The organism is Arthrobacter sp. efr-133-TYG-120, assembly GCF_030209785.1.
Lineage (GTDB): Bacteria > Actinomycetota > Actinomycetes > Actinomycetales > Micrococcaceae > Arthrobacter.
Genome location: NZ_JARVRI010000005.1, coordinates 107,026 through 127,852, shown reverse-complemented (window position 1 = coordinate 127,852; position 20,827 = coordinate 107,026). Strand labels below are relative to the sequence as shown.

The window sequence follows — 20,827 nt, the reverse complement described above, 5'->3', positions numbered from 1 at the left end:
ACTGGCATTGCTTTCCATAGCCAGTTTGCAATACTGGTCTTATGCCCGGATCCCTCAACCCCACAGCCATGGTGCGTCTCCTCGGCCCGTGGAACACTGGCGCCGCTCCCGCCTATCGCGAGCTTGCCGACGTCGTACGCCTTTTGGTGATGGACGGGCGCATCCCGCTCGACGTCGCGCTGCCCAGTGAGCGCGCGCTCGCCGTCACCCTGGGCGTCAGCCGGACCACCGTCACTGCCGCCTATGCCAGCCTGCGCGAGCAAGGATTCCTGAGCGGCGGCCAGGGCAGCAGGGGCCGGACGGGCATTCCACACCGGACGGTCCCCGTCAGCGGACCTGGACTGGCCGTTCCGGAGGGAATCCTCGACCTCGCCTATGCTTCACTGCCAGCGACGGGCGAGGTGGTGCACCGGGCATTCGCGGATGCGTTGATCGATCTCCCTGCGCTGTTGCCCGGTTTTGGCTACGACGCGGTCGGCCTCCCACCCCTCCGGGAAGCCATCGCGGACCGCTACACGGCAGCCGGGATCCCCACGACGGCCGCACAGATACTGGTGACTTCGGGGGCCCAGCACGCGCTGAACATTATCCTGAAGACCCTCGCCGGGCGGCAGCAGAAGGTCCTCGTGGAGCATCCCAGCTACCCCAACGCTCTCGATGCAATCCGCGCTTCGGGCTCACGCACGGTTCCGGTGCCGATGCCGCCTGCCGCCGAGCCGACGTCGGGCGCTACCGGCGAGCCGACGTCGGGCGCTTGGGATATCGACGGCATGGTGGCCGCAATGCGCCACCAACGCCCGGCCATGGCCTACCTCGTCCCGGACTTCCACAACCCCACCGGGCGGATCATGTCCAACCTTCAGCGGCGCCGCCTGGCCCGCGAGGCGGCAGGGACGGGCACTGTCCTGGTGGTAGACGAAACGCTGCGGGAGCTAAACCTCGACGGCGTCAGCACCTCGCCGCTCGCGGCGTTCAGTCCGGCGGTGGTGACCATCGGATCGCTCAGCAAATCGCATTGGGCCGGGCTCCGGACCGGGTGGATCCGCGCCGAAGAGGACCTGATCAACCGCTTCGTGCAGACCCGGACAACGATGGATCTGGGCGGGCCCGTCGTCGAGCAGCTGGCTGCGGCTCGGCTGCTCCGGGCTTTCGCCGAACCGCTGGACGCGAGGCTTGCGGAGCTGCGGCGGAACCGGGAAGCGCTCCTCGGATTACTGGCCGAGCACCTTCCCGGGTGGCACGTGGAACGTCCGCGCGGCGGGCTGACGGCATGGTGCAGGTTGCCCACGCCGTCGAGTACCGCGCTCACCGTCGTCGCCCCGGACTTCGGCGTGCGGCTCGCGGCCGGCCCGCGCTTCGGCGTCGGCGGGGCTTTCGAGCACTTCATGCGCGTTCCGTACACGCTCGCGCCGGCCCAGCTTGAGACGGCGGTGCTGGCACTGCGCGATGCCCAAGCCCGGATCGATGCGTCGCCGCAACTCCGGAGGACCTTGAAAGCGCCCAAGGAACCCGCCGCGGTTGCGTAGCCCGCCGTTCCGCAGCCCGCCACTTGCCCCCTCCGCCGCCCAACTGGCTCGCATTTGTTGTCGTTTTGAGCCCTCAGAACGACATTAACTGCGAGTCAGTTGGGTCGCCCGGCACCCATGCGCTGCCTGGCGGTGTTGGTGCCCGGACCGACAGGGACATGGGAGGTGGCTTTGGCCAGGCCAAACTGCGGCATGCCGTTGTAGACCACCTCGATTCCCGACGCCGGCACCTGGTAGGTTTCGTGCCACACGCCGATGTCGCCGCTTCCCGCGACTTCCTTCATGAAGCGTCGCCAGGGCGCCAAGTGCGGCGAGTCCCTGTCCGCCGCGAAGCGCCTGAGATGCTCGGGGCTCTCCCAATAGCTGAGCAGCATGGTGGTGCGCCCGAACCACTGTTCGCACCCGAGCAGTCCGGACTCGGGATGCGTTGCGAGATGGCGGAGCATGGTGGGCATTGACGATGCCACTCGCGCCACTTTGCCGATCTTCCACCAACGGTTGGCCCGCATTCCGATAAGGAATACGGTCACCGATTCGCGCCCGGTGTCGGCCGTGAAGCGCCCCGGGAAGATTTCCTGTGCCATGCGAATCCTTCGGTCTGGGAACGGTAGCTCAAGTTCCGCTCGTCGAGTTTCATAACGTCGTTACGAAACAATGTTATGAAACACTTGGAGGCATGGCAAGACCCATCGTTCATGACCAGCTCGTCCGGCAGCGGCTTCTTCAGGTAACGGCCGAACTCGTTGACCGGCACGGCCCTGCGCGAGTCACGCTCCGCGACGTTGCCGCAGCCGCCCAGACCTCAACCACGGCGGTCTACTCACTCTTCGGCGGCAAGGCGCAGTTGCTGACGGCCGCCGTCGACGACGGATTCCGCTCGTTCGGCGACTCGCAACGGCTCGCCGAAAACGGTGGGCTCCGAGGCTTGGGCCTCGCCTACCGTTCCTGGGCACTTGAACATCCGGCCTTGTACCGGCTCATGTTTGGCGGCGCACTTGCCAGCTATGTGGACTGCAGCCCGACGCCGGCAGTCGCCTCGGAAGCGATGCTTCCCCTGATGGAAGCGGTGACCGCCGCGCAGCAAGCGGGGACCGTTCGTGATGCCGAAACCGCGACGATCGCCATGTCCATCTGGGGACAGGTCCACGGACTGGTGAGCCTGGAACTTGCGAACATGGACGAGCCCGGAACCGACTGGGAAGGGATCTACGCCGCCGCGTTGGATGCCGTGGGACGCGGCTGGGCAGCCTGAGCCAGCTTCGCTTCCCTTGGCGGGCGGGTTAGGCGTACACCTTCTCCAGGAAGTCGCCCCAGGCCTTCGCGGTCAGTTCAGAATCGCCGCTGCCGCTGAAATCGTGCACCGTCATGCCCACGGGTACTCCGAAGGAGTTGCGGCCGAAGAAGCGGTAGAGGGTGTCGGCCGTCCGTAGGCCCAGGAAGTGCTGGTTGGAGAAGTCGAGCTCTCCGCTCAGCCGCCCCACGCCGTCGACGTCCACCTCAACCGCGGAACCCTCTGCAACACCGTCCACGCCGAGGGCCTTCTTCAGTTGCACGAAACCGTCGGGCGCTTGCGAGGCCGCCGGGCCCTGGACGTCCGTGAAGACCACGGGCTTGCCGTCGAAGTACTGAAGGTACTGGCCCAGGGTGTGCAGGTAGAACTCGGTGTGCTTGCTGGCGCCGTCGTACTGTCCCTCCCAGTTGTCCGCGAAGATGCCGCTGTGGACGTAGTGCAGCTTGGCCCGGCCGCCGTCGAGCGGTTCGAGCACGTGCTCCAACTGGTTGAACCAGCCGTCCGGCCCGTCCATCCGGGTCACAAGGTGACTGGGATACTCGTCCACGGTTTTCACGGCCGGCCACTGATCGGTGGGAAACATCCAGGCCGAGGTGTCCTGGGTGACAGCCTGCCAGACCCGTTCAGGAGTGCCGGGCAGTTCGGTGTCGGCTACGATTTCGAATTCACGGTTGTCAGTCATTGTCCTGTTCCTTTTCTGGAGAGTGCTGCGTTGCCTTGAGTGCGGGATGAAGTACGACGACGAGCCGGTGCTTGCGTGCGCCGCTCACTGTTTCGGTCGAAGCGCCGGTACCGCCGTCGTGGTATTTGTCCACGAGCCGGGTCACCGCGACGGCGAGCTCCTCGGCAAAAGCGGCACGGTCCGACGCCGACCGGAAGGTGATTTCGCCGTCGATCGCGAAGCTCGCAAGCTTCTTCTTGGCCGCGGCCGCGCCGGCTATCAGCTTGCCCATCTCCTGGACCGTCCGGGCCGCGAGGGCCAGGAGCCAGAAGGCGGAAAAGCGGTCCGAGAAGCGCCGGGGATCCGGCGCCACGGATGCAAGTGCCACCGGCGAGATCAGGTACGACGCCGCCGTCGCGCGCAAAACGCGTTCGGTGACGTTGCCCTTCTTCCGTTCCTCCACGAGTTCGACGAGTCCATGCCGCTCGAGGGCCTTGAGATGGTAGTTGACTTTCTGCCGGGGCAGGCCCACCTTGACCGCCAACTGCGTGGCGGAACCCGGCTCGACCAGTTCCTGCAGAATGCGGGTGCGGATCGGGTCCAGCGACGCTTCCGCCGCGGCGGGATCCTCGATCACTTCGATGTCCAACATGCTTCCATTCTGCCTACCGACAACTTTTATTGTCAAGAACTTTTTTCTCGTCGGAGGCCTGGCCATAACCCCGGTAGAATGGACCGGTGATGCAATCCCCCCTTCCAGTGCGCGACGGCGTCAACGCCACCCGCCTGCGCCTCCCGGACGAGGGGCCCTGGGACACCGCGATGGACTACATGATGCACCGCTGGGGTCATATCGACCCCCAGGGCATCGAGGACAGGTTCGACGCCGGCGAAATCGTCGGCGAGGGCGGCGCGCCCCTTGATCGCCGCACCCCGCTCGAAGAACACACCTTCATTTGGTACTACCGCACGCTCCCGCCGGAGACTCGTATGCCGGTGAAGATCAACATCCTGCACCAGGACGGGCACCTTCTGGTCGTCGACAAGCCCCACTTCCTGCCCACCACTCCGGGCGGGACCTACATCCAGGAATCCGCACTCGTCCGTCTCCGGAACCAATTGGACCTGCCGGACCTCATCCCGATGCACCGGCTCGACCGCATGACTGCCGGGGTGTTGCTGCTCTCCACCAATCCGGAGACCCGCGGCAAGTACCAAGTGCTCTTCGAAAAACGGCAGGTGCAAAAGGAGTACGAGTGCATCTCCGCCGCGGCACCCGCCGCGGGCTTTCCCGCCGTCGAATTCCCCGCCGTCGTGCGCAATCGCATGACAAAATCCCGCAGCTACCTTCTCGCCGAGGTGATCGACGGCGAACCCAACGCGGAAACCCGCATTGAGCTGCTGAGAACGTTCGACGGCGGCACTCACGACGGCGGCGCCGGCCGGGCGCACTACCGGCTTGAGCCCCACACCGGCAAGACCCACCAGCTTCGCGTGCACATGGCTTCGCTCGGGCTGGGAATCGTGAACGACGCGTTCTATCCCGAACTCCTGGACAAGGCCCCGGACGACTACTCCAAGCCGCTGCAATTGCTCGCTCGCGGCATCCGCTTCGTCGACCCCATCAGCAAACAGTCCGTGGAATACCGGAGCCGCCTCGAGCTAGGCGAAGCCCACCCCGCCTGACCCTCCCCCCAAACCATCGCTCACATATGGCGCCCTTTCCCGGGACGCTCGCTCACCCATAACGGCTTTCCCCCAAACCATCGCTCACATATGACGGCCCTTCCCGGGACGCTCGCTCACCCAAAATGAGGAACATGTTCAGCTTGGGGTCGTACCCGAGCGAGCGTCCCGCCAAACACCCACATATGTGAGCGAGCGTCCCGCCAAACACCCACATACCCGAGCGAGCGTCGGGGACGGGTGTTCAGGATCCGGGGACGGCGAAAAATGGCGCGTTCCCGAGTTGCCAAGCGGACCGGGCGTATATGCTCGGTTTTGCCGGCCCGACAACCGCGGGCGGTGTTCGGTCTCGCGAAAAGGAACCACATGGCCCACGCTGAAAACGAAGTCTCGATCAACCGCCCCGCAAACGACGTCTACGCCTTCCTCGCGGACGGGCTGAACAATAAGCTGTGGCGTCCGGGCGTGAAGAGTGTCGCCCTCGCAAGCGGAGAAGCAGGCAACAAGGGTGCCGTGTACTCGCAAACGATGGCTGGCCCCGGTGGTCGCACGATCGCCGGCGATTACGAGATCACCGCAGCCGAGCCGGGCAAGCGGCTCGATTTCCAGGTCATCGCGGGCCCCGCCCGCCCAACAGGATCCTTCACCCTGAACGAGGCCGACGGCGGCACCACCGTTCGGTTTGCCTTGGATCTCCAGCCCAAGGGCTTCATGAAGCTCATGGGCTCGATGATCACCAAGACCATGGAGTCGGAAGTCGGACAGCTAGGGCAGTTGAAGTCCGTGCTTGAGGCGCAGTCCGTCTGACGCCGCTGCGAAAGCGCGCCCTCACCCGTCCGAAGCCCCGAACACGCTCCGGAACACGTCGGTCGTCTCCGTACTGAACAGCACAAATTCGACGAGTTCCAGCCCACTGGAGCTTTCGACGTCGATCCGGCTGACGGCGTCGAGCGCTACCGCGGCGACCTCGCGCGCGTCCCAGCCGTAGACCCCCGCGCTGATTGCGGGGAACGCAACGGAACTCGCTCCGAGGGACGCTGCCACTTTCAGGCTCTCGCGGAAACACGACGCCAGCAGTTCCGGATCGTTCTGGCCCGCGTGGCGGTTGGGGCCAACTGTGTGGATCACCCATCGGGCAGGCAATTTGAACCCGGGGGTAGCCACGGCTTGGCCCACGGGCAGCCCGTGCGGGTACCGTTCGCGCACCTCCATGCACGCGGCCAGGAGCTCCCTGCCCGCGGCGCGATGGATCGCGCCGTCCACTCCCCCGCCACCCATCAATGACGAGTTGGCGGCGTTGACGATCGCGTCGACGTCGCGCGTGGTGATGTCACCTTGCAGGATTTCGAGCCGCATGGCGCCAGTCTTGCACGACACTCCGGTGGATGCACCAAAGTGCGGTAATTTGTGCCCATGGACATCACCACCGCCGATGGCTGGGGAGCCGCGATCTATGCCTGGATCATCCCCATGGTGGTGGGCGACGCGATCTTCCCGCCCATCCCGTCCGAAATGTTGGTGATCACCGGTGGCGCGCTGGCAGCGGAGGGCCGAGTCAACCTGTGGTTGGTGGGTTTGATGGCCGCCGTCGCCTCCTGGCTGGGCGACATGATTGTTTTCCAACTCTTCAAGCGTCGCTTGGGACACATCCTGGACCGTTGGGCGTGGGGCCGCAAAGTCCATCAGGGCATCCACCGGGCGATCGCCAGGGCCGGGCGATCCTCCACTTACGGCGCGATCATCGGAGCCCGGTTCATCCCTGGAGGGCGGCTGGCTGCGTCGGCTGCTTCCGGGATCGCAGAGGTTTCCTCCCGCGGCTTCAGTCTCTGCGCTGGCTTGGGCGGACTGCTGTGGGCCACATGGCAGACCGGGCTGGGTTACTTTACGGGCTCGACGACGAAGCTTCCGTTCTGGGCGAGCTCACTGATCGGCGTCGGCGTGGGGCTGCTGATTGGCGTCGTGGTGGGCGTGATCGTCACGCATCGCCGGGGTGACCGCTCGCCGGTGGACGAGCCGGGCGAGCCGCCGCACCTTTAGGCGCGTCCCGGCGTCGGACTCAAACCGGCGACCATTTCCCCCGTTTGCGACGCAGCACATAAAGGTTCCCTGTGAGCGCTACGCGTTCGACGGCGTCGCGCATCATGGCTGCCGACGCGCGGGCCTCGCTGTTCTCGCCCGGATAGTCGCGCGGCTCCACGAGGAAGCGGAGGCTGATTTGGGCGACGCCACCAACAATGTCGAGCTGATTGGATTCGACATGATGACGCGTTTCCAGGGCCTCAAGCGCAGCGGCCATTACCGACTCCGGCGGGTTTCCTGGTTTGAGCCCGGTGATCTTCAACTTGGTCTGGAACGACGGCATCCCTCAACCCTAAACGCTCGCTGTGAGCGAGGGTTTCCAGAAGGACGCATATATGTGAGCGAGGGTTTCCAGAAGGACGCACATATGTGAGCGAGGGTCGGACGGACGCAACCCTCGCTCACAAACAAGCCCTCCCTGCCGCACGCTCGCTCACATGATGTGAGCGAGCGTGCGCCGAAAGACCCACATAAGTGAGCGAGCGTCGGAAGGGAAGGAACGGAAGGAGCCGCTATCCCGTGTTCCGGAGGCCGGCGGCCACGCCGTTGACGGTGATGAGCATGGCCCGCTGGAGGCGTTCGTCGATCTCGGCACCCGAAATGGAAGCCTCGCGGACGCGGCGCAACAACTCCACCTGCAGGTAACTGATGGGGTCGAGGTACTGGTCGCGGATTTCGAGGGAACGCTTGAGCGTCGGCTGGGCTTCCAAGAGCTCGGTTTCGCCGCTCAGGAGTTCCACCTCGGCAACCGTGAGATCGTACTCAGTACGGATTGCCTTGAACAGGTGGTGCAGCTCTTCCGGAACCAGCGAAGACACGTAGTGCCCGGCGATGTCCATGTCGGTCTTGGCCAGGGTCATCTCCACATTGGAAATCACGGACTGGAAGAAGTGCCAGCGCTTCATCATTTCGGCAAGCTCAGCGGTGTTGCCTGCCTCGCGGGCTGCCTTCAGGCCTGAGCCAACGCCGAACCAACCCGGAACGATCTGCCGGGACTGCGTCCAACCGAAGACCCACGGAATGGCCCGCAACCCGCCCAGTCCCGCACCGGAATCCGGCCGCTTGGAGGGCCGCGAGCCGATGTTCAGGGATCCGAGTTGCTCCACCGGCGTCGAGGCAAGGAAGTACGCCGGCAGGTCCGGATCGTCGATCAGGGAACGGTACTGGGCAAACGCGGCGTCGGAAATAATCTCCATGACGTGACCGTAGCGCTCGCGCTCGTCGTCGGAGGTGCGCGGGGTGCGGTGCAGCGCGGAACCCTGCATCACGGCCGCCAGGGAGAGCTCAAGGTTTTCGCGGGCGAGCTCCGGCAAGGAGTACTTGTCCGAGATGACTTCGCCCTGCTCGGTGAACTTGATGGCGCCTTCAAGCACTCCGTTGGGCTGGGCCATGATGGCGTCGTAGGTCGGTCCGCCACCACGGCCTACGGAACCGCCGCGGCCATGGAACAAACGGACGTTGACGCCATGCTTGGCGGCGACGTCGCGTAGCTTGCGTTGGGTCTTGTGGATCTCCCACTGGCTGGTCATGACACCGGATTCCTTGTTGGAGTCCGAGTAGCCGAGCATGATCTCCTGGACATCGCCACGCAGCCGTACCAGCTCACGATACGACGGGTCAGAGAGCAGCAAGTCAACGATTTCGGCCGAAGCACGCAGCTCTTCCACGGTCTCCAGGAGCGGGGCGAAGCCGATCTTGGCATACGGAGCCGCGCCGAACAGGTCAATCAGTCCGGCTTCGCGGGCCAGCACAGCGGCAGCCAGGACATCGTCCGCGCCGCGCGTCATGGAGATGATGTAGGTTTCGACGACGTCGGGCCCGTACGTCTGGAGGGCGTGGCGGATGCTGCGGAAGACGTCGTAGGTGCGGTCGCCGTCGCCGTCGAGCTTGATGGGGTGGCCGGACAGCGGGCGGCGCGAAGCCAGCTCCGCGCTCAGCCGCCCGAAGCGTTCGGCGCGGCTCAACTCGCCGTAGGGAGTTCCGACGCCGATCCGGTCCACCAACTGCCCGACGGCGTCGTGGTGGTAGTCGGCATGCTCACGGATGTCGAGGGTCGCCAAGTGCAGCCCAAAGGAAGCGATCGCCCGGCGGACCCGGGCCAGGGCGCCGTCGGCCACGAGCACGGCCGAGTGTTTCCGCAGCGAGGCCTCCAGCAGTTCGAGTTCGGCCAGCAACTCGGACGTGGAAGCGTAGTCGCGGCCGGGTTCGTGGTGGCTGGATGCGGACACGCGGCGGCCCGTGTTGATGAGCTTGGCCTTGATGCAGGTCAGCTTGAGGCGGTAGGGCTCCTGCGCGTTCAGCTCCAGGATGCGCTTGTCCAGGCCGGGCAGGTTCTTGAGGTCGACGGCGATCGAGTCCAGGAGATCCTTTTCCGCGTCCACCAAGGCTGTGGAGTTGGAGAGGATGGAGATCAGTTCGTCGATCATCGAGATGCTGATCCGCACGGCGTGCTGGTTCTGCAGCTGCAGGATCTCTCGCGTGACCGAAGCGGTGACGTTCGGGTTGCCGTCGCGGTCTCCGCCGATCCAGGAACCGAAACGGATGGGGGCGTTGTGCGCTGGCAGCACGACGCCGTGCTCCCCCAGCAGCTCTGAAAGGTCCGTGAGCATTTCCGGCATGGCATCGGTCAGGATGCTGCTCAGGTAGTAGATGGCGTTGCGGGCCTCGTCCACGGGAGTGGGGCGGACCTGGCGCAGTTCATCGGTCTGCCACATCTGGTCGATGATCTCGGCGAGCTGGCGGTCCTGCCGACGACGGGCGGCCGTGCCCTCAACGGTGGATTCGGCCAGGACGTCCGAGAGTTTACGGATTTTGTCCAGCACCGAACGGCGGGAGGCTTCGGTGGGGTGCGCGGTGAAAATAGGGCGCACGTCCAGCTCATTGACGACGTCCTGCAGGGCTTTGGTTCCGGCCTCGTCGGCGATCTCGGCCACGGCTTTGGCCAACCAGCCGTCCTTTTCCTGACGGGTGCGCAGTCCACGGACGCGGTGCACTTGTTCGGCGGCGTTGGCGAGGTGGAAATAGAAGGCGAAGGCGCGGACCAGCTCGGTGGCTTCCTCAAGCGGCAATGAGGCGAGCAACTCACGGACCTGGGCGACGACGTCGTGCGCGCTCCACGGGCCTGTGGCATCGGCGCCGCCGCGGGCGGCTTCCTTGGATTCCTTGGTGAGCAGGCGCACCTGCTCGACGAGCTGGAGCAGCTCGGGGCCATGCTGGCGGACCAATGACTCTCCGAGAAGCGTGGAGACGCGGCGGACATCGGCCCGCAGTTCCGCGGCAAGGTCGGTGCTGAGATGTGCAGTGTCAACCATGAAAAATACCTTCTGGCGTTGGGTGTGGCCCGTACACTGCGCTGGATACTGTGAGCCGGATTACTAATATTTCCAAAGGAATCCTACCCGCAGCCCTGAGGCCGGTGGCAATCCGTCTCAAATGTTGTCGCGGGCTCCGCCTGCGGGCTCCGCCCGCCCGCTCCGGCCCAACTGACTAGCAGTTGTTGTCGTTATGAGCCGTCAAAACGACAACAACTGCTAGTCAGTTGGGTTCCGGGAATGGTGGCGACGGGTGCATGGTTAAGCCAACGAACACCGCCCCAAGCCGCTGGAGGAACCATGAGCGCAACAGCCCCCGCAAGCAACGCCCAGCTGGAACGCTGGCAGCGTTTCCGCACCGGTCGCAACGCCGCGCTCGCTGCGGACCACGGCTGGCTGACCCTCACCTCCTTCCAGTGGCTCGAATCCGCACCCGCCGCCGTCGAGCTCGTCCCGGGGCTTTGGTCGACGGACGGCACGACGGCGACACTCACCGCGAGCGCGACCGACGGACTCACACTCGTGGAGACGGGAGCTCCCGTGGACGGCACGATTTCAGCCACCCTCCAGGACGAGGAATCGCTCATGTGGGTGCAGTTCGGCGGCTCGGATGGCACGGAAGTGGTGGTGGAACTTGCCATGCGCGCGGACAAGTACGCCATCCGCACGAGGGACAACTCCTCGCCGGTGTTGACGGAGTTCGACGCCGTTCCCACCTTTGAATACAACCCGGACTGGGTGCTTGAAGGCCGCTTCGAGGCGTACCCCGAGCCCGTGGATGTGCCGATCGGGACAGCCAATCCTTTGGTGGATGGGGTGCACCGATCGGTAGGCGAGGTAGTTTTCCGGGCGCCTGGACTTCCCCACGAGATCCGCCTGCACGCCGAGGCCGAGAAGCTCGGAGCCCTCACGGTGACCTTCCACGACGAGACGAACGGCAACACCACGGACGAATGGCGCAAGCTGGCCGTCTCGCGCCCCCGGCCCGACGGTTCCGTGGTCCTCGACTTCAACCGCGCCATCAACTACCCGAGCGCCTTCACCCCATATGGCACATGCCCTATGCCTGTAGCGGGAAATTCGATCGACGTGGCGGTCGAGGCCGGGGAGAAACTGCCGGCCGGCCGGATCGTCTAAACGCAACCGCCTAAACGCAGCAAACCAAAGCCGTTACATCTCCCCTGGACTCAAGGTACACTCTTCTTGGAAAGCGCTTACCAAGCGGTCCTGAAACGACACCGACGTCAGCAGCCCCGCCTCCCGGGGACAGATGAGGAGAGCCATGGGCACCCTGTCCACGCCCGTCCCGGCAGAACGCAAACCGGCAGAACACAAACAGTCCGGCCATGAGCCCAGCAGGGTGGCCCTTATTGGGGTCCACGGCTTCGGCGCGCACCACCTGCAGAACCTCGAAAGGCTCCAGGCAAACGGCGTGGTGCGACTTGTTGCCGTGGCGGATCCGAATCCGCCCGCCCCCGGCGCCCTCCCGCCCGGAACCGCGGTATTCAGCAACTTGGACGAGCTCTTGGCGGGAACCCCCGCGTTGGACCTCGTCATTGTGGCCACCCCCATCCAGACGCACGCGCAACTCGCCCTCACGACGCTCCCCCACGCCGATCTGTACCTTGAGAAGCCTCCAGTCGCTTCCCTCGCCGACTTCAATCGCCTGCAGGAAGCCGCCACCGCAGCTGGCAGAATCGTCCAGGTCGGCTTCCAAAGCCTCGGATCCCGGGCCCTCCAGGCCATTGATGAACTCCTTGCGGCGGGAGAGATCGGCACGCTCCTGGGCATCTCGGCCACCGGGCGTTGGGTGCGTGACCGCGCCTATTACAAACGCTCACGATGGGCGGGTAAGCGCAGCCTTGACGGCGTCGACGTCGTCGATGGGGTGGCGACCAACCCCCTGGCCCACGCCATCGCCACAGCGCTGAGGATCGCCGGGGCGAAAACCGTGGACGATCTCGCGTCCGTGGATACGGACCTGTACCGCGCCAACGACATCGAAGCCGACGACACCTCCGTCATCCGGATCCGCACCGCAGCGGGCGTGCCCATCACGTGCGCGCTCACCCTCTGCGCCGCCGAGTCCGTGGAACCGTACATCACCCTGCAGGGCAGCAAAGGCACTGCAGTGTTCCATTACACCGAAGACCGGCTCACTGTCAGCTCTGCCGCCGGGAAGCGCGAAACCGTATACGGCCGGGTGGACCTCACCGAAGACCTGCTGGAGCATCGTCGCTCGGCACCGGGCTCCGCAACCGCGCCGCTGATCAGTCCGCTCGCGGACAGCGGCGCCTTCATGCAGGTCCTCGAAGCCATCCGCACCGCGGAATCTCCGGCGCTGATCCCGGAGCAGTACGTCACCTGGGAGGGCGAAGGTGACGCCGCCCGTGCCGTAGTCGACGGAATCGAAGACGCCCTGGAACGCGCGACGGCGGCGCACGCCACCTTCAGCGAACTCGGCTTGCCTTGGGCGCGTCCAGCCGTTGACGCCGGAAGGCCGGTTTTGAGCCTGCCCGACGGCGGCGAGCTTGGCGGCGCCGCCCTGTTGGCGACCGTTCAGAGCGGTACAGGCCTTGCCACGCGGCTCTCCCCGCGGCCCTATCTGCACCCGGTCCGCACACTGGCCGGAGTCCCCGTAACTGATCACCTGCCGGCAGACCACCCCTGGCACCTTAGCGCGGGATTCACCTTGCAGGATGTGAACGGGACCAATTTCTGGGGCGGCAAAACGTACATCCGCGCGTCGGGCCGTTACGAAGAACGGCAAGACCATGGGCGCATCATCGAGCGCTCCACAGTGTCCGGGCCCGGCTTGCTGGAGCAGGAATTGAGTTGGCAGGCACCGGACGGCGCCGAACTTCTCCGCGAACGCCGCACCACCGGCTCCCGGCAGCTCGACCGCCGCACCTGGCAACTGGAGCTAAGAACAGAACTGACCGCCGTCGTCGACTCCTCGCTGGGCAGCCCCGGCTCAAACGGCGCCCCCGGAAGCGGCTACGGCGGCTTTTTCTGGCGCTTGCCTGCGTGCACCGAAGCTGAGGTCTTCACTGCCGAAGGTCGCGGCGAACCCGAAGTCCACGGCTCGGCGTCACCGTGGCTGGCTTGGGCAGCCGACTTCCCTGGAGGCCCCGCCACCCTGGTGTTCGCTGCCCCGGCTGAGGCGCCGGATCCTTGGTTCGTCCGGATGGCGGATTACTCCGCAGTGGGTTCGGCCCTCGCGTGGGACCGGCCAGTGGTGCTTGCCGCAGGCGACTCCTTGGTCCGCACGTTCACGGTGTGGATCGTCGACGCCAAGCTGTCTCCGGCCGAGGTTGCCGAGCTGATGGCCAACAGGGTCTCCGCCGGAGGCTAGGCACGCAGAAGGGCGGGGCACGCAACGTGCCCCGCCCTTTCAGACCCGCCCGCGCCGCGCCGTTAGGCGTACGGAAGCACGAGTTCCGCGTAGCGCTGCTTCATGGTTTCCAGGACTGAATCGCCGTCTGCGTCCCAGATGTCCTGGTTGAAGATTTCGACCTCGATGTCGCCCGTGTATCCGGCGTCGCGCACCCAGCTGCCGATCGTCGCGAAGTCGATCACGCCGTCGCCCATCATGCCGCGGGACAGCAGGGCGTCGGCGGCGATGGGGAGGTTGAAATCGCACACCTGGAAGGAGGCGATCCGGTTTTCCCGGCCGGCCCGCTGGATCTGCTGCTTCAGTTCCGGGTCCCACCACACGTGGAAGGTGTCGACGGCGACGCCCACCGCCTTCGCGTCGTAAGGCGAGGCGAGGTCGAGCGCTTGGCCCAGCGTCGAGATGAGGGCCCGGTCCGCTGCGTACATCGGGTGCAGGGGTTCGAGCACCAGCCGGACCCCGTGTTCGACGGCGAAGGGCACCAGGTCCTCGAGGCGGTCGGCCACGCGCTGGCGGGCCGCGACGACGTCCTTCTCTCCCGGGGCGAGTCCGCCGACCACCAGGAACAGCTCCTGCGTATCCAGGGCCACGGCTTCGAGGATGGCTGCCCGGTTGTCCGCCACAGCGGCGGCCTGCCCTTCGGCGTCGGCGGCTGTGAGGAAGCCGCCCCGGCAGAGGGAGGAAACGCGAAGTCCGGCGTCCTTGATCAGCTTGGCCGCTTTGTCCAGGCCGGTGTCGGCGACGATGTCCCGCCACGGGCCGATCGCCGGGATCCCGGCACGGACGCAACCGTCCACCGCCTCGGCGAGGGTCCATTTCTTGGTGGTGGCGCTGTTGAGTGACAATCTGGAAAAGTCGGACGGCCGCGAAAAGTCGTTCATGCGCTCACCCCGTTGATGCGGAGGTAATCGGACATGCGGAAGGCGGCCAACGCGGGATCGCTCAGGAGCCCGGCCTGGTCGGCGAGTTCGAAGGTGCGTGCCAGGTGGACCACGGAGCGGCCGGAATGCAGCCCGCCGACCATTTGGAATCCGGGCTGTTTGCCGTTGAGCCAGGACATGAAGGCGATCCCGGTCTTGTAGTAGAACGTGGGGGCGCTGAAGATGTGCTTGCCCAGTTCGCGGGTGGAGTCCAGGATGGCGCGCGCGTCCGCGGCGTCGCCGGCGTCGTACTTCTGCAAGGCGACCGAGGCGGCAGGGTAGATCGCGGCGAAGATGCCCAACAGCGCGTCCGAGTGGTGGGCGCCGTCGCCGTCGATCAGTTCCGGGTAGTTGAAATCGTCGCCGGTGTAGAGGCGGACGCCCTCCGGAAGGGCTGCACGCAGGGCAACTTCATGCGAGGCGTCCAGCAGCGAGACCTTCACTCCGTCCACCTTGTCCGCGTGCTCCCGGATCAGGCCAAGGAAGGTTTCCGTTGATTCGGCGACGTCGTCCGATCCCCAGTAGCCGGCCAGTGCGGGGTCGAACATGGTCCCGAGCCAGTGCAGGATGACGGGCTGGTCCACCTCACTGAGGAGCGTGGAGTAGACCTGCAGATAGTCCTCAGGGCTTGCTGCCACCTTGGCCAGCGCCCGCGACGCCATGATGATGACCTTCGGTCCCGCTTCACTCACGACGGCGATCTGCTCGCGGTAGGCGTCCAGCACGGTCTTGATTCCGGCGGGCCCCTCGGGGACAGAGTCCAGGTCCAGCTGGTCAGTTCCGGCACCGCAAGAGACGAGGTCCCTGACGGTCTTCCCGGCGGTAGCGGTGTTGCCGGATGCCAGCACGGATGCCGCTTCGACGCCGGTTCGCTTGATGAGCTGCTGCGTGGCGGCCCAGTCCAGGCCCATGCCTCGCTGCGCTGTGTCCATGGCGTCGGCAACACCCAGGCCGTAGGACCACAGTTCGTGCCGGTACGCCATGGTGGCGTCCCAGTCCAAGCGCGCGGGGGTACCCGGGGTGTTGTCGGCCGTTGCTTCGGGGATCACGTGCGCCGCGGCGTAGGCACGCCGTGAGGTCAAGGGCGACGTCGGCCTGGCCCACGACGTTGCCGGCCGCACCTTGTAGAGGCGGGTCCCGCCGTCGTGGTTTGGAAGGAGGAGGGAAGTCATCAGAGCACGATCTCCGGGATGTCGATGGTGCGGCGCTCGGCCGAGGACTGCAGGCCGAGTTCTGCGAGCTGCACGCCGCGGGCGGCGGAAAGCAGGCCGAAGCGGTGCTCCCGGCCGGCGACGACGTCGCGCAGGAATTCTTCCCATTGCAGCTTGAAGCCGTTGTCCAGATCGGCGTTCGCGGGAACTTCCTGCCACTGGCTGCGGAAGGACTCCGTAACGGGCAGGTCCGGGTTCCAGACGGGCTTGGGGGTGTGGGCGCGCTGCTGCGCGACGCACTTGTTCAGGCCCGCGACGGCGGACCCGTGCGTGCCGTCGATCTGGAACTCCACGAGTTCGTCGCGGTAGACGCGGACCGCCCAGGAGGAGTTGATCTGTCCGACGACGTCGTCCCCGCCCGGGGTCTCGAGCTCAAAGATGCCGTAGGAGGCGTCGTCGGCCGTGGCCTTGTATTCCTTGCCGGATTCGTCCCATCGGGTCGGGATGTGGGTGGCGGTCTTGGCGTTGACGCTCTTGACCTTGCCGATGATGCCTTCAAGGACGTAGTTCCAGTGGCAGAACATGTCCGTTGTCATTCCGCCGCCGTCTTCCTTGCGGTAGTTCCAGGAAGGGCGCTGCGCCGCCTGGACGTCGCCTTCGAAGACCCAGTAGCCGAATTCGCCGCGGATCGAGAGGATCCGGCCGAAGAAGCCTTCGTCCACCAGGCGGCGCAGCTTGACCAGCCCCGGCAGGTACAGCTTGTCGTGCACCACGCCGGCCGTGACCCCGGATTCCTTGCCGATGCGGGCCAGCTCGATGGCCTCCTCCAGCGTCTCCGCCGTCGGCTTCTCGGTGAAAATGTGCTTTCCGGCGCGCATGGCCTTCTTCAGCGTCGCCGCGCGGAGGCTCGTCATCGACGCATCGAAAACGACGTCGACCGTGGGGTCGTTGATAACTGCGTCGAGGTCGGTGGACCACTCGGACACCTTGTGGAGTTCGGCGAGTTCGCGGATCTTCGCTTCGTTGCGGCCAACCAGGATCGGTTCGACCTGGACGCGGGTGCCGTCTGCCAAGGTGAAGCCCCCGGCGTCGCGGATGGGAAGGATGGAACGCAGCAGGTGCTGGCGGTAGCCCATCCGGCCAGTGATGCCGTTCATGGCGATCCTTATGGACTTTGTTGCTGTAACAGAATTGGTGCCCATGAGTCCTTCTTCAGATGGAAAGTAATGAGGTGGGAAAGCGCATTCCCAATGCATTCATGATGACACGCCGCCCCGGGTCTGGCAATCGCTTTCCCACTGCTAGTTGGGCCTGCAATAATCGGATGTTGCTGGAAGTGCCCGAGACTGAGGCTTTGAAGAGGAGTTGTCCGTGACTGCAAGCACGCTGTCCGAAGTGGCCAAACTGGCCGGCGTCTCCCCCGCCACGGCCTCCCGGGTGCTCAATGGTTCTGCGAGGACGCCCGCGCCGGACATCGCCGAGCGCGTCCGCCAGGCGGCAGACACCCTGGGCTACATCGCGAACGCCCAGGCCCAGGCCCTGGCGAAATCCAGCACAGGCCTCATCGGCCTGATCGTGCACGACATCGCGGACCCCTATTTTTCCGCCATAGCGCAAGGCGTGCAGGCCGCGGCACGGCAAGAGCGCCGCATGGTGCTGCTCGCCACCACCAACGGCACGCCCGCCGAGGAGAAGGACGCCGTCGCCGCCTTCGCTGCACGGCGGGCCGAGTCGATCGTCATCGCAGGATCGCGTTCAACCCGTTCCGAAGACGCCCGCGCGAACACCGAGCTAGCCGCCGAACTGGACCGCTACTGCCGCAACGGCGGGCGAGTGGGCGTCGTCGGGCAAGCGATCCTGGGCGTCGCCGAAACGGACAACTACCGCACCATCGCCGTCCCGAACGAACAACTTGCGCAGGATCTGGCGCGGGAGTTGGCGCGCACACACAAAGGGCCGTTCGTCATCGTGGCAGGTCCAGAAGGGCTAACAACGTCGGATGAGCGCGTTATGGGATTCCAACGCGGCTTGTCCGACGCCGGCCAACCCGCCGCGGATGTTGTGCACGTCGCGTTCAACCGGAACGGCGGTTTCGACGCCGGCATTGAGCTTGCCTGGCGGATCAAGGCCTCCGGCCAGTCGGCGCCGGAGCAGCGTTTGTGCATTTTCGCGAGCAACGATGTCATGGCCATCGGCGTGGCCGCCGCGTTGAGGGACCAGGGGCTCAGGATCCCCCACGACGCCAGCCTCGCAGGATTCGACGACATCCAATGGCTCCGGGACTTCCGGCCGGCGCTCTCCACCGTAAGCCTGCCACTCGAAGAAATCGGACGGCTTGCAACCATTGCGGCCCTTTCCGACGACGACGGCGGCGGTCCAGCCGCCGTCGCGGGCAGCGTCACCCTCCGCAAGAGCACGGGTTCGCCGTAGTTCCCCTGGCTCGCGGCCGCTCCATCGATGACGCGATCGCGCCGGGCCGAGCGTCTGTCGCCAGTGTGACCGATGCAACAACTTAACCTTGACAGCACGGCCGCGCGGGTGTCTCATGGAAAGCGCTTACCAGATGGGAAAGCGCATACCAAGCGGAAGTTCAGTCCGATTCTTGCAATGGCGCCGCACTCCTGCTGGAAACCACACCCAAAGACGGGAAGGCCCTTCCAGTGGCCCCAACGACTTGTCCAAAGGAGGACAATATGAAGATCGACGCGAGCAGGCAGCGAAGTTCAATCGAACCGCGACAGTCCAGCACCACGAGGAAAGCGGCAGCCAGCGGCTGGATCGGCAGCGCCCTTGAGTACTACGACTGGTTCATCTATGCACAGGCCGCCGCTCTGGTGTTTCCCGGCGTCTTCTTTCCTGCCGGAAACCCGACCGTGGCGCTGATCGCTTCCCTTGGCACATACGCCGTGGGCTACGTGGCCCGCCCCATCGGCGCATTCGTCCTGGGACAGTGGGGCGACAAGCATGGCCGTAAGAATGTCCTGGTCCTGGCGATGCTCATGATGGGCGCTTCGACCTTCGCCGTCGCACTGCTGCCTACCTACGGCCAGGTCGGCCTCCTGGCGCCCGTCCTGCTGGTCGCCGTCAGGCTCATCCAGGGCTTTGCGGTGGCCGGCGAACTCAGCGGGGCCAGCGCCATGATCGTGGAGCACGCACCTTTCGGACGCCGGGGCTTCTACGCAAGCTTCGCGCTCCAGGGCACCCAGGCCGGGCAAATTATCGCCGCCGCAGTCTTCCTCCCGCTCTCGGCCATGCTCTCCAGTGAATCGTTCAAATCCTGGGGCTGGCGCATTCCATTCCTCCTCAGCGCCCTCGTGGTGTTCGCAGGCTACATGATCCGCCGCCGGGTCGAAGAAACCCCCATCTTCACCGAAGAAAAGGCACACCAAGAGATCCCGAAGATGCCAATCGTCCGCGTGCTGCGCGAAAGCGGTCTCAACGTGGTTCGCGCAGTCTGCATGACCCTGGTCAACGTCGTCGGTGTCACCGTGGCAGTCTTCGGAGCGGCCTACGCTACCCAGCCGGGCTACGGCGTCGGCATGAGCACCACCGTCTATCTCTGGATCCCGGTCCTGGCCAACGTCGTCGCACTGGCCCTCATCCCGTTGTTCGGAGATCTTTCGGACCGGTTCGGCCGCAGGCCATTGATGATCTTCGGCTCGTTGAGCTCAGGAGTGCTGGCCTACGCTTACCTGTACGCGGTCAGCCAGAACAACGTACTGCTCACCATCGTCCTCTCGATCCTCATGTGGGGCACGCTCTACCAAGTCTGGAATGCAACGTTCGCCAGCTATTTCCAGGAGCTCTTCCCCGCCCGTACCCGCGTCACGGGATTCGCGATCTCGCAGAACATCGGCCTCGTCATCACGGCATTCCTTCCGAGTATCTTCACGGCGATCGCGCCGCCGGGATCCGCGAACGTACCGCTCATCATCGGGTCCATCTGCTTCGGAATCTGCATCATCGGCGCCGTGGCCGCTTGGTCGGCCCGGGAAACATACCGCATCCCCCTCAATCAGCTGGGCACCCCGGACGCGACGCCGGTTCCGCGCGAGGAGTACCGCCGGCTCAGGAGCGGCACCCGGTAAGCTGCGCAATTTGCGGCTCTTCGCCGCCTACGAATGAAACGATTCACAGAAGGTAGGAACCTCGATGCGCGTCTGCTTCCGCTCCTCGGTCAAACCCAGCCATATTCCGGAGTACCGGCGGCGCCACGCGACCGTCTGGCCGGAGATGCTGCGTGAACTCAAGGCAGCCGGATGGAACAACTATTCGCTGTTCCTGGCTGACGACGGGCTGCTGGTGGGGTACGTGGAATGCGACGATTTCGATGCGGCCCGGGCCCGCATGGCCCTGACTGACGTGAATGCCCGCTGGCAGGCGGAAATGGCGCTCCTGTTCGAAAACGACGCACAGGCACCCGACCAAGGATTCGTCCAGCTCACGGAAATCTTCAATCTCGAGGACCAGTTGTTCCGGGGTTGAGGCCTTGGGTTCCGAAAACCGGGGCTTGTTTCCCATCGCCGCGCTTCAAGCTCCGGTCTGGGAAACAAGCCCCGGAAGTGCTCTGCCCCTTGGAATTCCGGACAGCGGCCCAGTGTGGTACTTTCCGCAAGAACGAATTGGGGCTTGCCTAAGACTTCCGGGCATGTTTATTGGGGGCGTTGTGGTTTCTTTGAGTGCACGGATAAAGCGTGGAACTGCCAGTGTGGCAGCGACCGTGGGGATCCTACTGCTTTTGTCTGGCTTGGCGGCGCCCGCAGCGGAGGCGGATACAGCCTCTGCTCCGGCACCGACACCCTTAGCGC

General features: G+C 65.3%; 19 protein-coding genes. 10 read left to right on the top strand and 9 right to left on the bottom strand.

Annotated features, from left to right (window positions below; all coding sequences use genetic code 11):
* The first annotated feature begins 41 nt into the window (after window positions 1-41).
* Window positions 42-1,526, top strand: coding sequence for a MocR-like transcription factor YczR (gene yczR, locus QRN51_RS03920; protein ID WP_284988703.1), 1,485 nt, complete (start codon window positions 42-44; stop codon window positions 1,524-1,526).
* A 95-nt stretch (window positions 1,527-1,621) separates the two neighbouring features.
* On the opposite strand, the gene QRN51_RS03915 is transcribed toward yczR, so the two are convergent.
* Entirely contained in the window at window positions 1,622-2,110 is a 489-nt protein-coding gene (locus QRN51_RS03915; protein WP_284988702.1) for a DUF4188 domain-containing protein, read from the bottom strand.
* Window positions 2,111-2,202: 92 nt separating this feature from the next.
* Here QRN51_RS03915 and QRN51_RS03910 point away from each other — a divergent pair, with 92 nt between their 5' ends.
* Window positions 2,203-2,778 (top strand): TetR-like C-terminal domain-containing protein, encoded by a 576-nt coding sequence (locus tag QRN51_RS03910; protein ID WP_059388567.1) that lies wholly within the window; start codon window positions 2,203-2,205, stop codon window positions 2,776-2,778.
* A 28-nt stretch (window positions 2,779-2,806) separates the two neighbouring features.
* On the opposite strand, the gene QRN51_RS03905 is transcribed toward QRN51_RS03910, so the two are convergent.
* Both QRN51_RS03905 and QRN51_RS03900 read right to left on the bottom strand, forming a co-directional pair.
* The gene (locus tag QRN51_RS03905; RefSeq protein ID WP_284988701.1) at window positions 2,807-3,499 is read right to left on the bottom strand and encodes an SRPBCC family protein; all 693 of its coding nucleotides are present in this window, start codon (window positions 3,497-3,499) and stop codon (window positions 2,807-2,809) included.
* Entirely contained in the window at window positions 3,492-4,130 is a 639-nt protein-coding gene (locus QRN51_RS03900) for an ArsR/SmtB family transcription factor (protein WP_284988700.1), read from the bottom strand. Before QRN51_RS03900 ends, QRN51_RS03905 begins: the two co-directional genes overlap by 8 nt.
* Window positions 4,131-4,219: 89 nt before the next feature.
* Here QRN51_RS03900 and QRN51_RS03895 point away from each other — a divergent pair, with 89 nt between their 5' ends.
* The gene (locus tag QRN51_RS03895; protein ID WP_284988810.1) at window positions 4,220-5,164 is read left to right on the top strand and encodes an RluA family pseudouridine synthase; all 945 of its coding nucleotides are present in this window, start codon (window positions 4,220-4,222) and stop codon (window positions 5,162-5,164) included.
* A gap of 366 nt (window positions 5,165-5,530) precedes the next feature.
* Entirely contained in the window at window positions 5,531-5,971 is a 441-nt protein-coding gene (locus tag QRN51_RS03890; RefSeq protein ID WP_284988699.1) for an SRPBCC family protein, read from the top strand.
* A gap of 21 nt (window positions 5,972-5,992) precedes the next feature.
* Here QRN51_RS03890 and QRN51_RS03885 read toward each other — a convergent pair whose 3' ends face one another.
* Window positions 5,993-6,520: an O-acetyl-ADP-ribose deacetylase gene (locus QRN51_RS03885; protein WP_284988698.1), complete on the bottom strand. Its 528-nt coding sequence runs from the start codon at window positions 6,518-6,520 to the stop codon at window positions 5,993-5,995.
* A gap of 57 nt (window positions 6,521-6,577) precedes the next feature.
* On the opposite strand from QRN51_RS03885, the gene QRN51_RS03880 reads away from it, so the two are divergent.
* A complete protein-coding gene (locus QRN51_RS03880; RefSeq protein ID WP_059388562.1) occupies window positions 6,578-7,201 on the top strand; it encodes a DedA family protein in 624 nt (207 codons plus the stop codon).
* Between the two features lie 19 nt (window positions 7,202-7,220).
* On the opposite strand, the gene QRN51_RS03875 is transcribed toward QRN51_RS03880, so the two are convergent.
* Both QRN51_RS03875 and ppc read right to left on the bottom strand, forming a co-directional pair.
* Window positions 7,221-7,526, bottom strand: coding sequence for a hypothetical protein (locus tag QRN51_RS03875; protein WP_059388561.1), 306 nt, complete (start codon window positions 7,524-7,526; stop codon window positions 7,221-7,223).
* Between the two features lie 229 nt (window positions 7,527-7,755).
* Entirely contained in the window at window positions 7,756-10,554 is a 2,799-nt protein-coding gene (gene ppc, locus QRN51_RS03870) for a phosphoenolpyruvate carboxylase (RefSeq protein ID WP_284988697.1), read from the bottom strand.
* Between the two features lie 300 nt (window positions 10,555-10,854).
* Between ppc and QRN51_RS03865 the strand changes: the two genes are divergently transcribed.
* Complete coding sequence (locus QRN51_RS03865; RefSeq protein ID WP_284988696.1) at window positions 10,855-11,691, top strand: DUF1684 domain-containing protein; 837 nt, start codon at window positions 10,855-10,857, stop codon at window positions 11,689-11,691.
* 145 nt (window positions 11,692-11,836) lie between these two features.
* Entirely contained in the window at window positions 11,837-13,909 is a 2,073-nt protein-coding gene (locus QRN51_RS03860; protein WP_284988695.1) for a DUF6807 family protein, read from the top strand.
* 62 nt (window positions 13,910-13,971) lie between these two features.
* Here the strand turns inward: QRN51_RS03860 and QRN51_RS03855 are convergent, their stop codons facing one another.
* From QRN51_RS03855 to QRN51_RS03845, 3 genes are read right to left on the bottom strand one after another with little or no spacing between them, the layout of a single operon-like run.
* Window positions 13,972-14,829, bottom strand: coding sequence for a sugar phosphate isomerase/epimerase family protein (locus tag QRN51_RS03855; protein ID WP_284988694.1), 858 nt, complete (start codon window positions 14,827-14,829; stop codon window positions 13,972-13,974).
* Entirely contained in the window at window positions 14,826-16,040 is a 1,215-nt protein-coding gene (locus QRN51_RS03850; protein ID WP_284988693.1) for a dihydrodipicolinate synthase family protein, read from the bottom strand. The genes QRN51_RS03855 and QRN51_RS03850 overlap by 4 nt, the downstream gene beginning before the upstream one ends.
* Complete coding sequence (locus QRN51_RS03845) at window positions 16,040-17,176, bottom strand: Gfo/Idh/MocA family protein (protein ID WP_284988692.1); 1,137 nt, start codon at window positions 17,174-17,176, stop codon at window positions 16,040-16,042. The genes QRN51_RS03850 and QRN51_RS03845 overlap by 1 nt, the downstream gene beginning before the upstream one ends.
* Before the next feature lie 214 nt (window positions 17,177-17,390).
* Between QRN51_RS03845 and QRN51_RS03840 the strand changes: the two genes are divergently transcribed.
* The 3 genes from QRN51_RS03840 to QRN51_RS03830 all read left to right on the top strand — a co-directional run bounded on the left by QRN51_RS03840 (window position 17,391) and on the right by QRN51_RS03830 (window position 20,504).
* The gene (locus tag QRN51_RS03840; protein ID WP_284988691.1) at window positions 17,391-18,449 is read left to right on the top strand and encodes a LacI family DNA-binding transcriptional regulator; all 1,059 of its coding nucleotides are present in this window, start codon (window positions 17,391-17,393) and stop codon (window positions 18,447-18,449) included.
* A 263-nt stretch (window positions 18,450-18,712) separates the two neighbouring features.
* Window positions 18,713-20,107, top strand: a complete 1,395-nt coding sequence (locus QRN51_RS03835; RefSeq protein ID WP_284988690.1) for an MFS transporter — start codon at window positions 18,713-18,715, stop codon at window positions 20,105-20,107.
* Window positions 20,108-20,171: 64 nt separating this feature from the next.
* Window positions 20,172-20,504, top strand: a complete 333-nt coding sequence (locus tag QRN51_RS03830) for an L-rhamnose mutarotase (protein WP_284988689.1) — start codon at window positions 20,172-20,174, stop codon at window positions 20,502-20,504.
* Window positions 20,505-20,827: the final 323 nt, after the last annotated feature.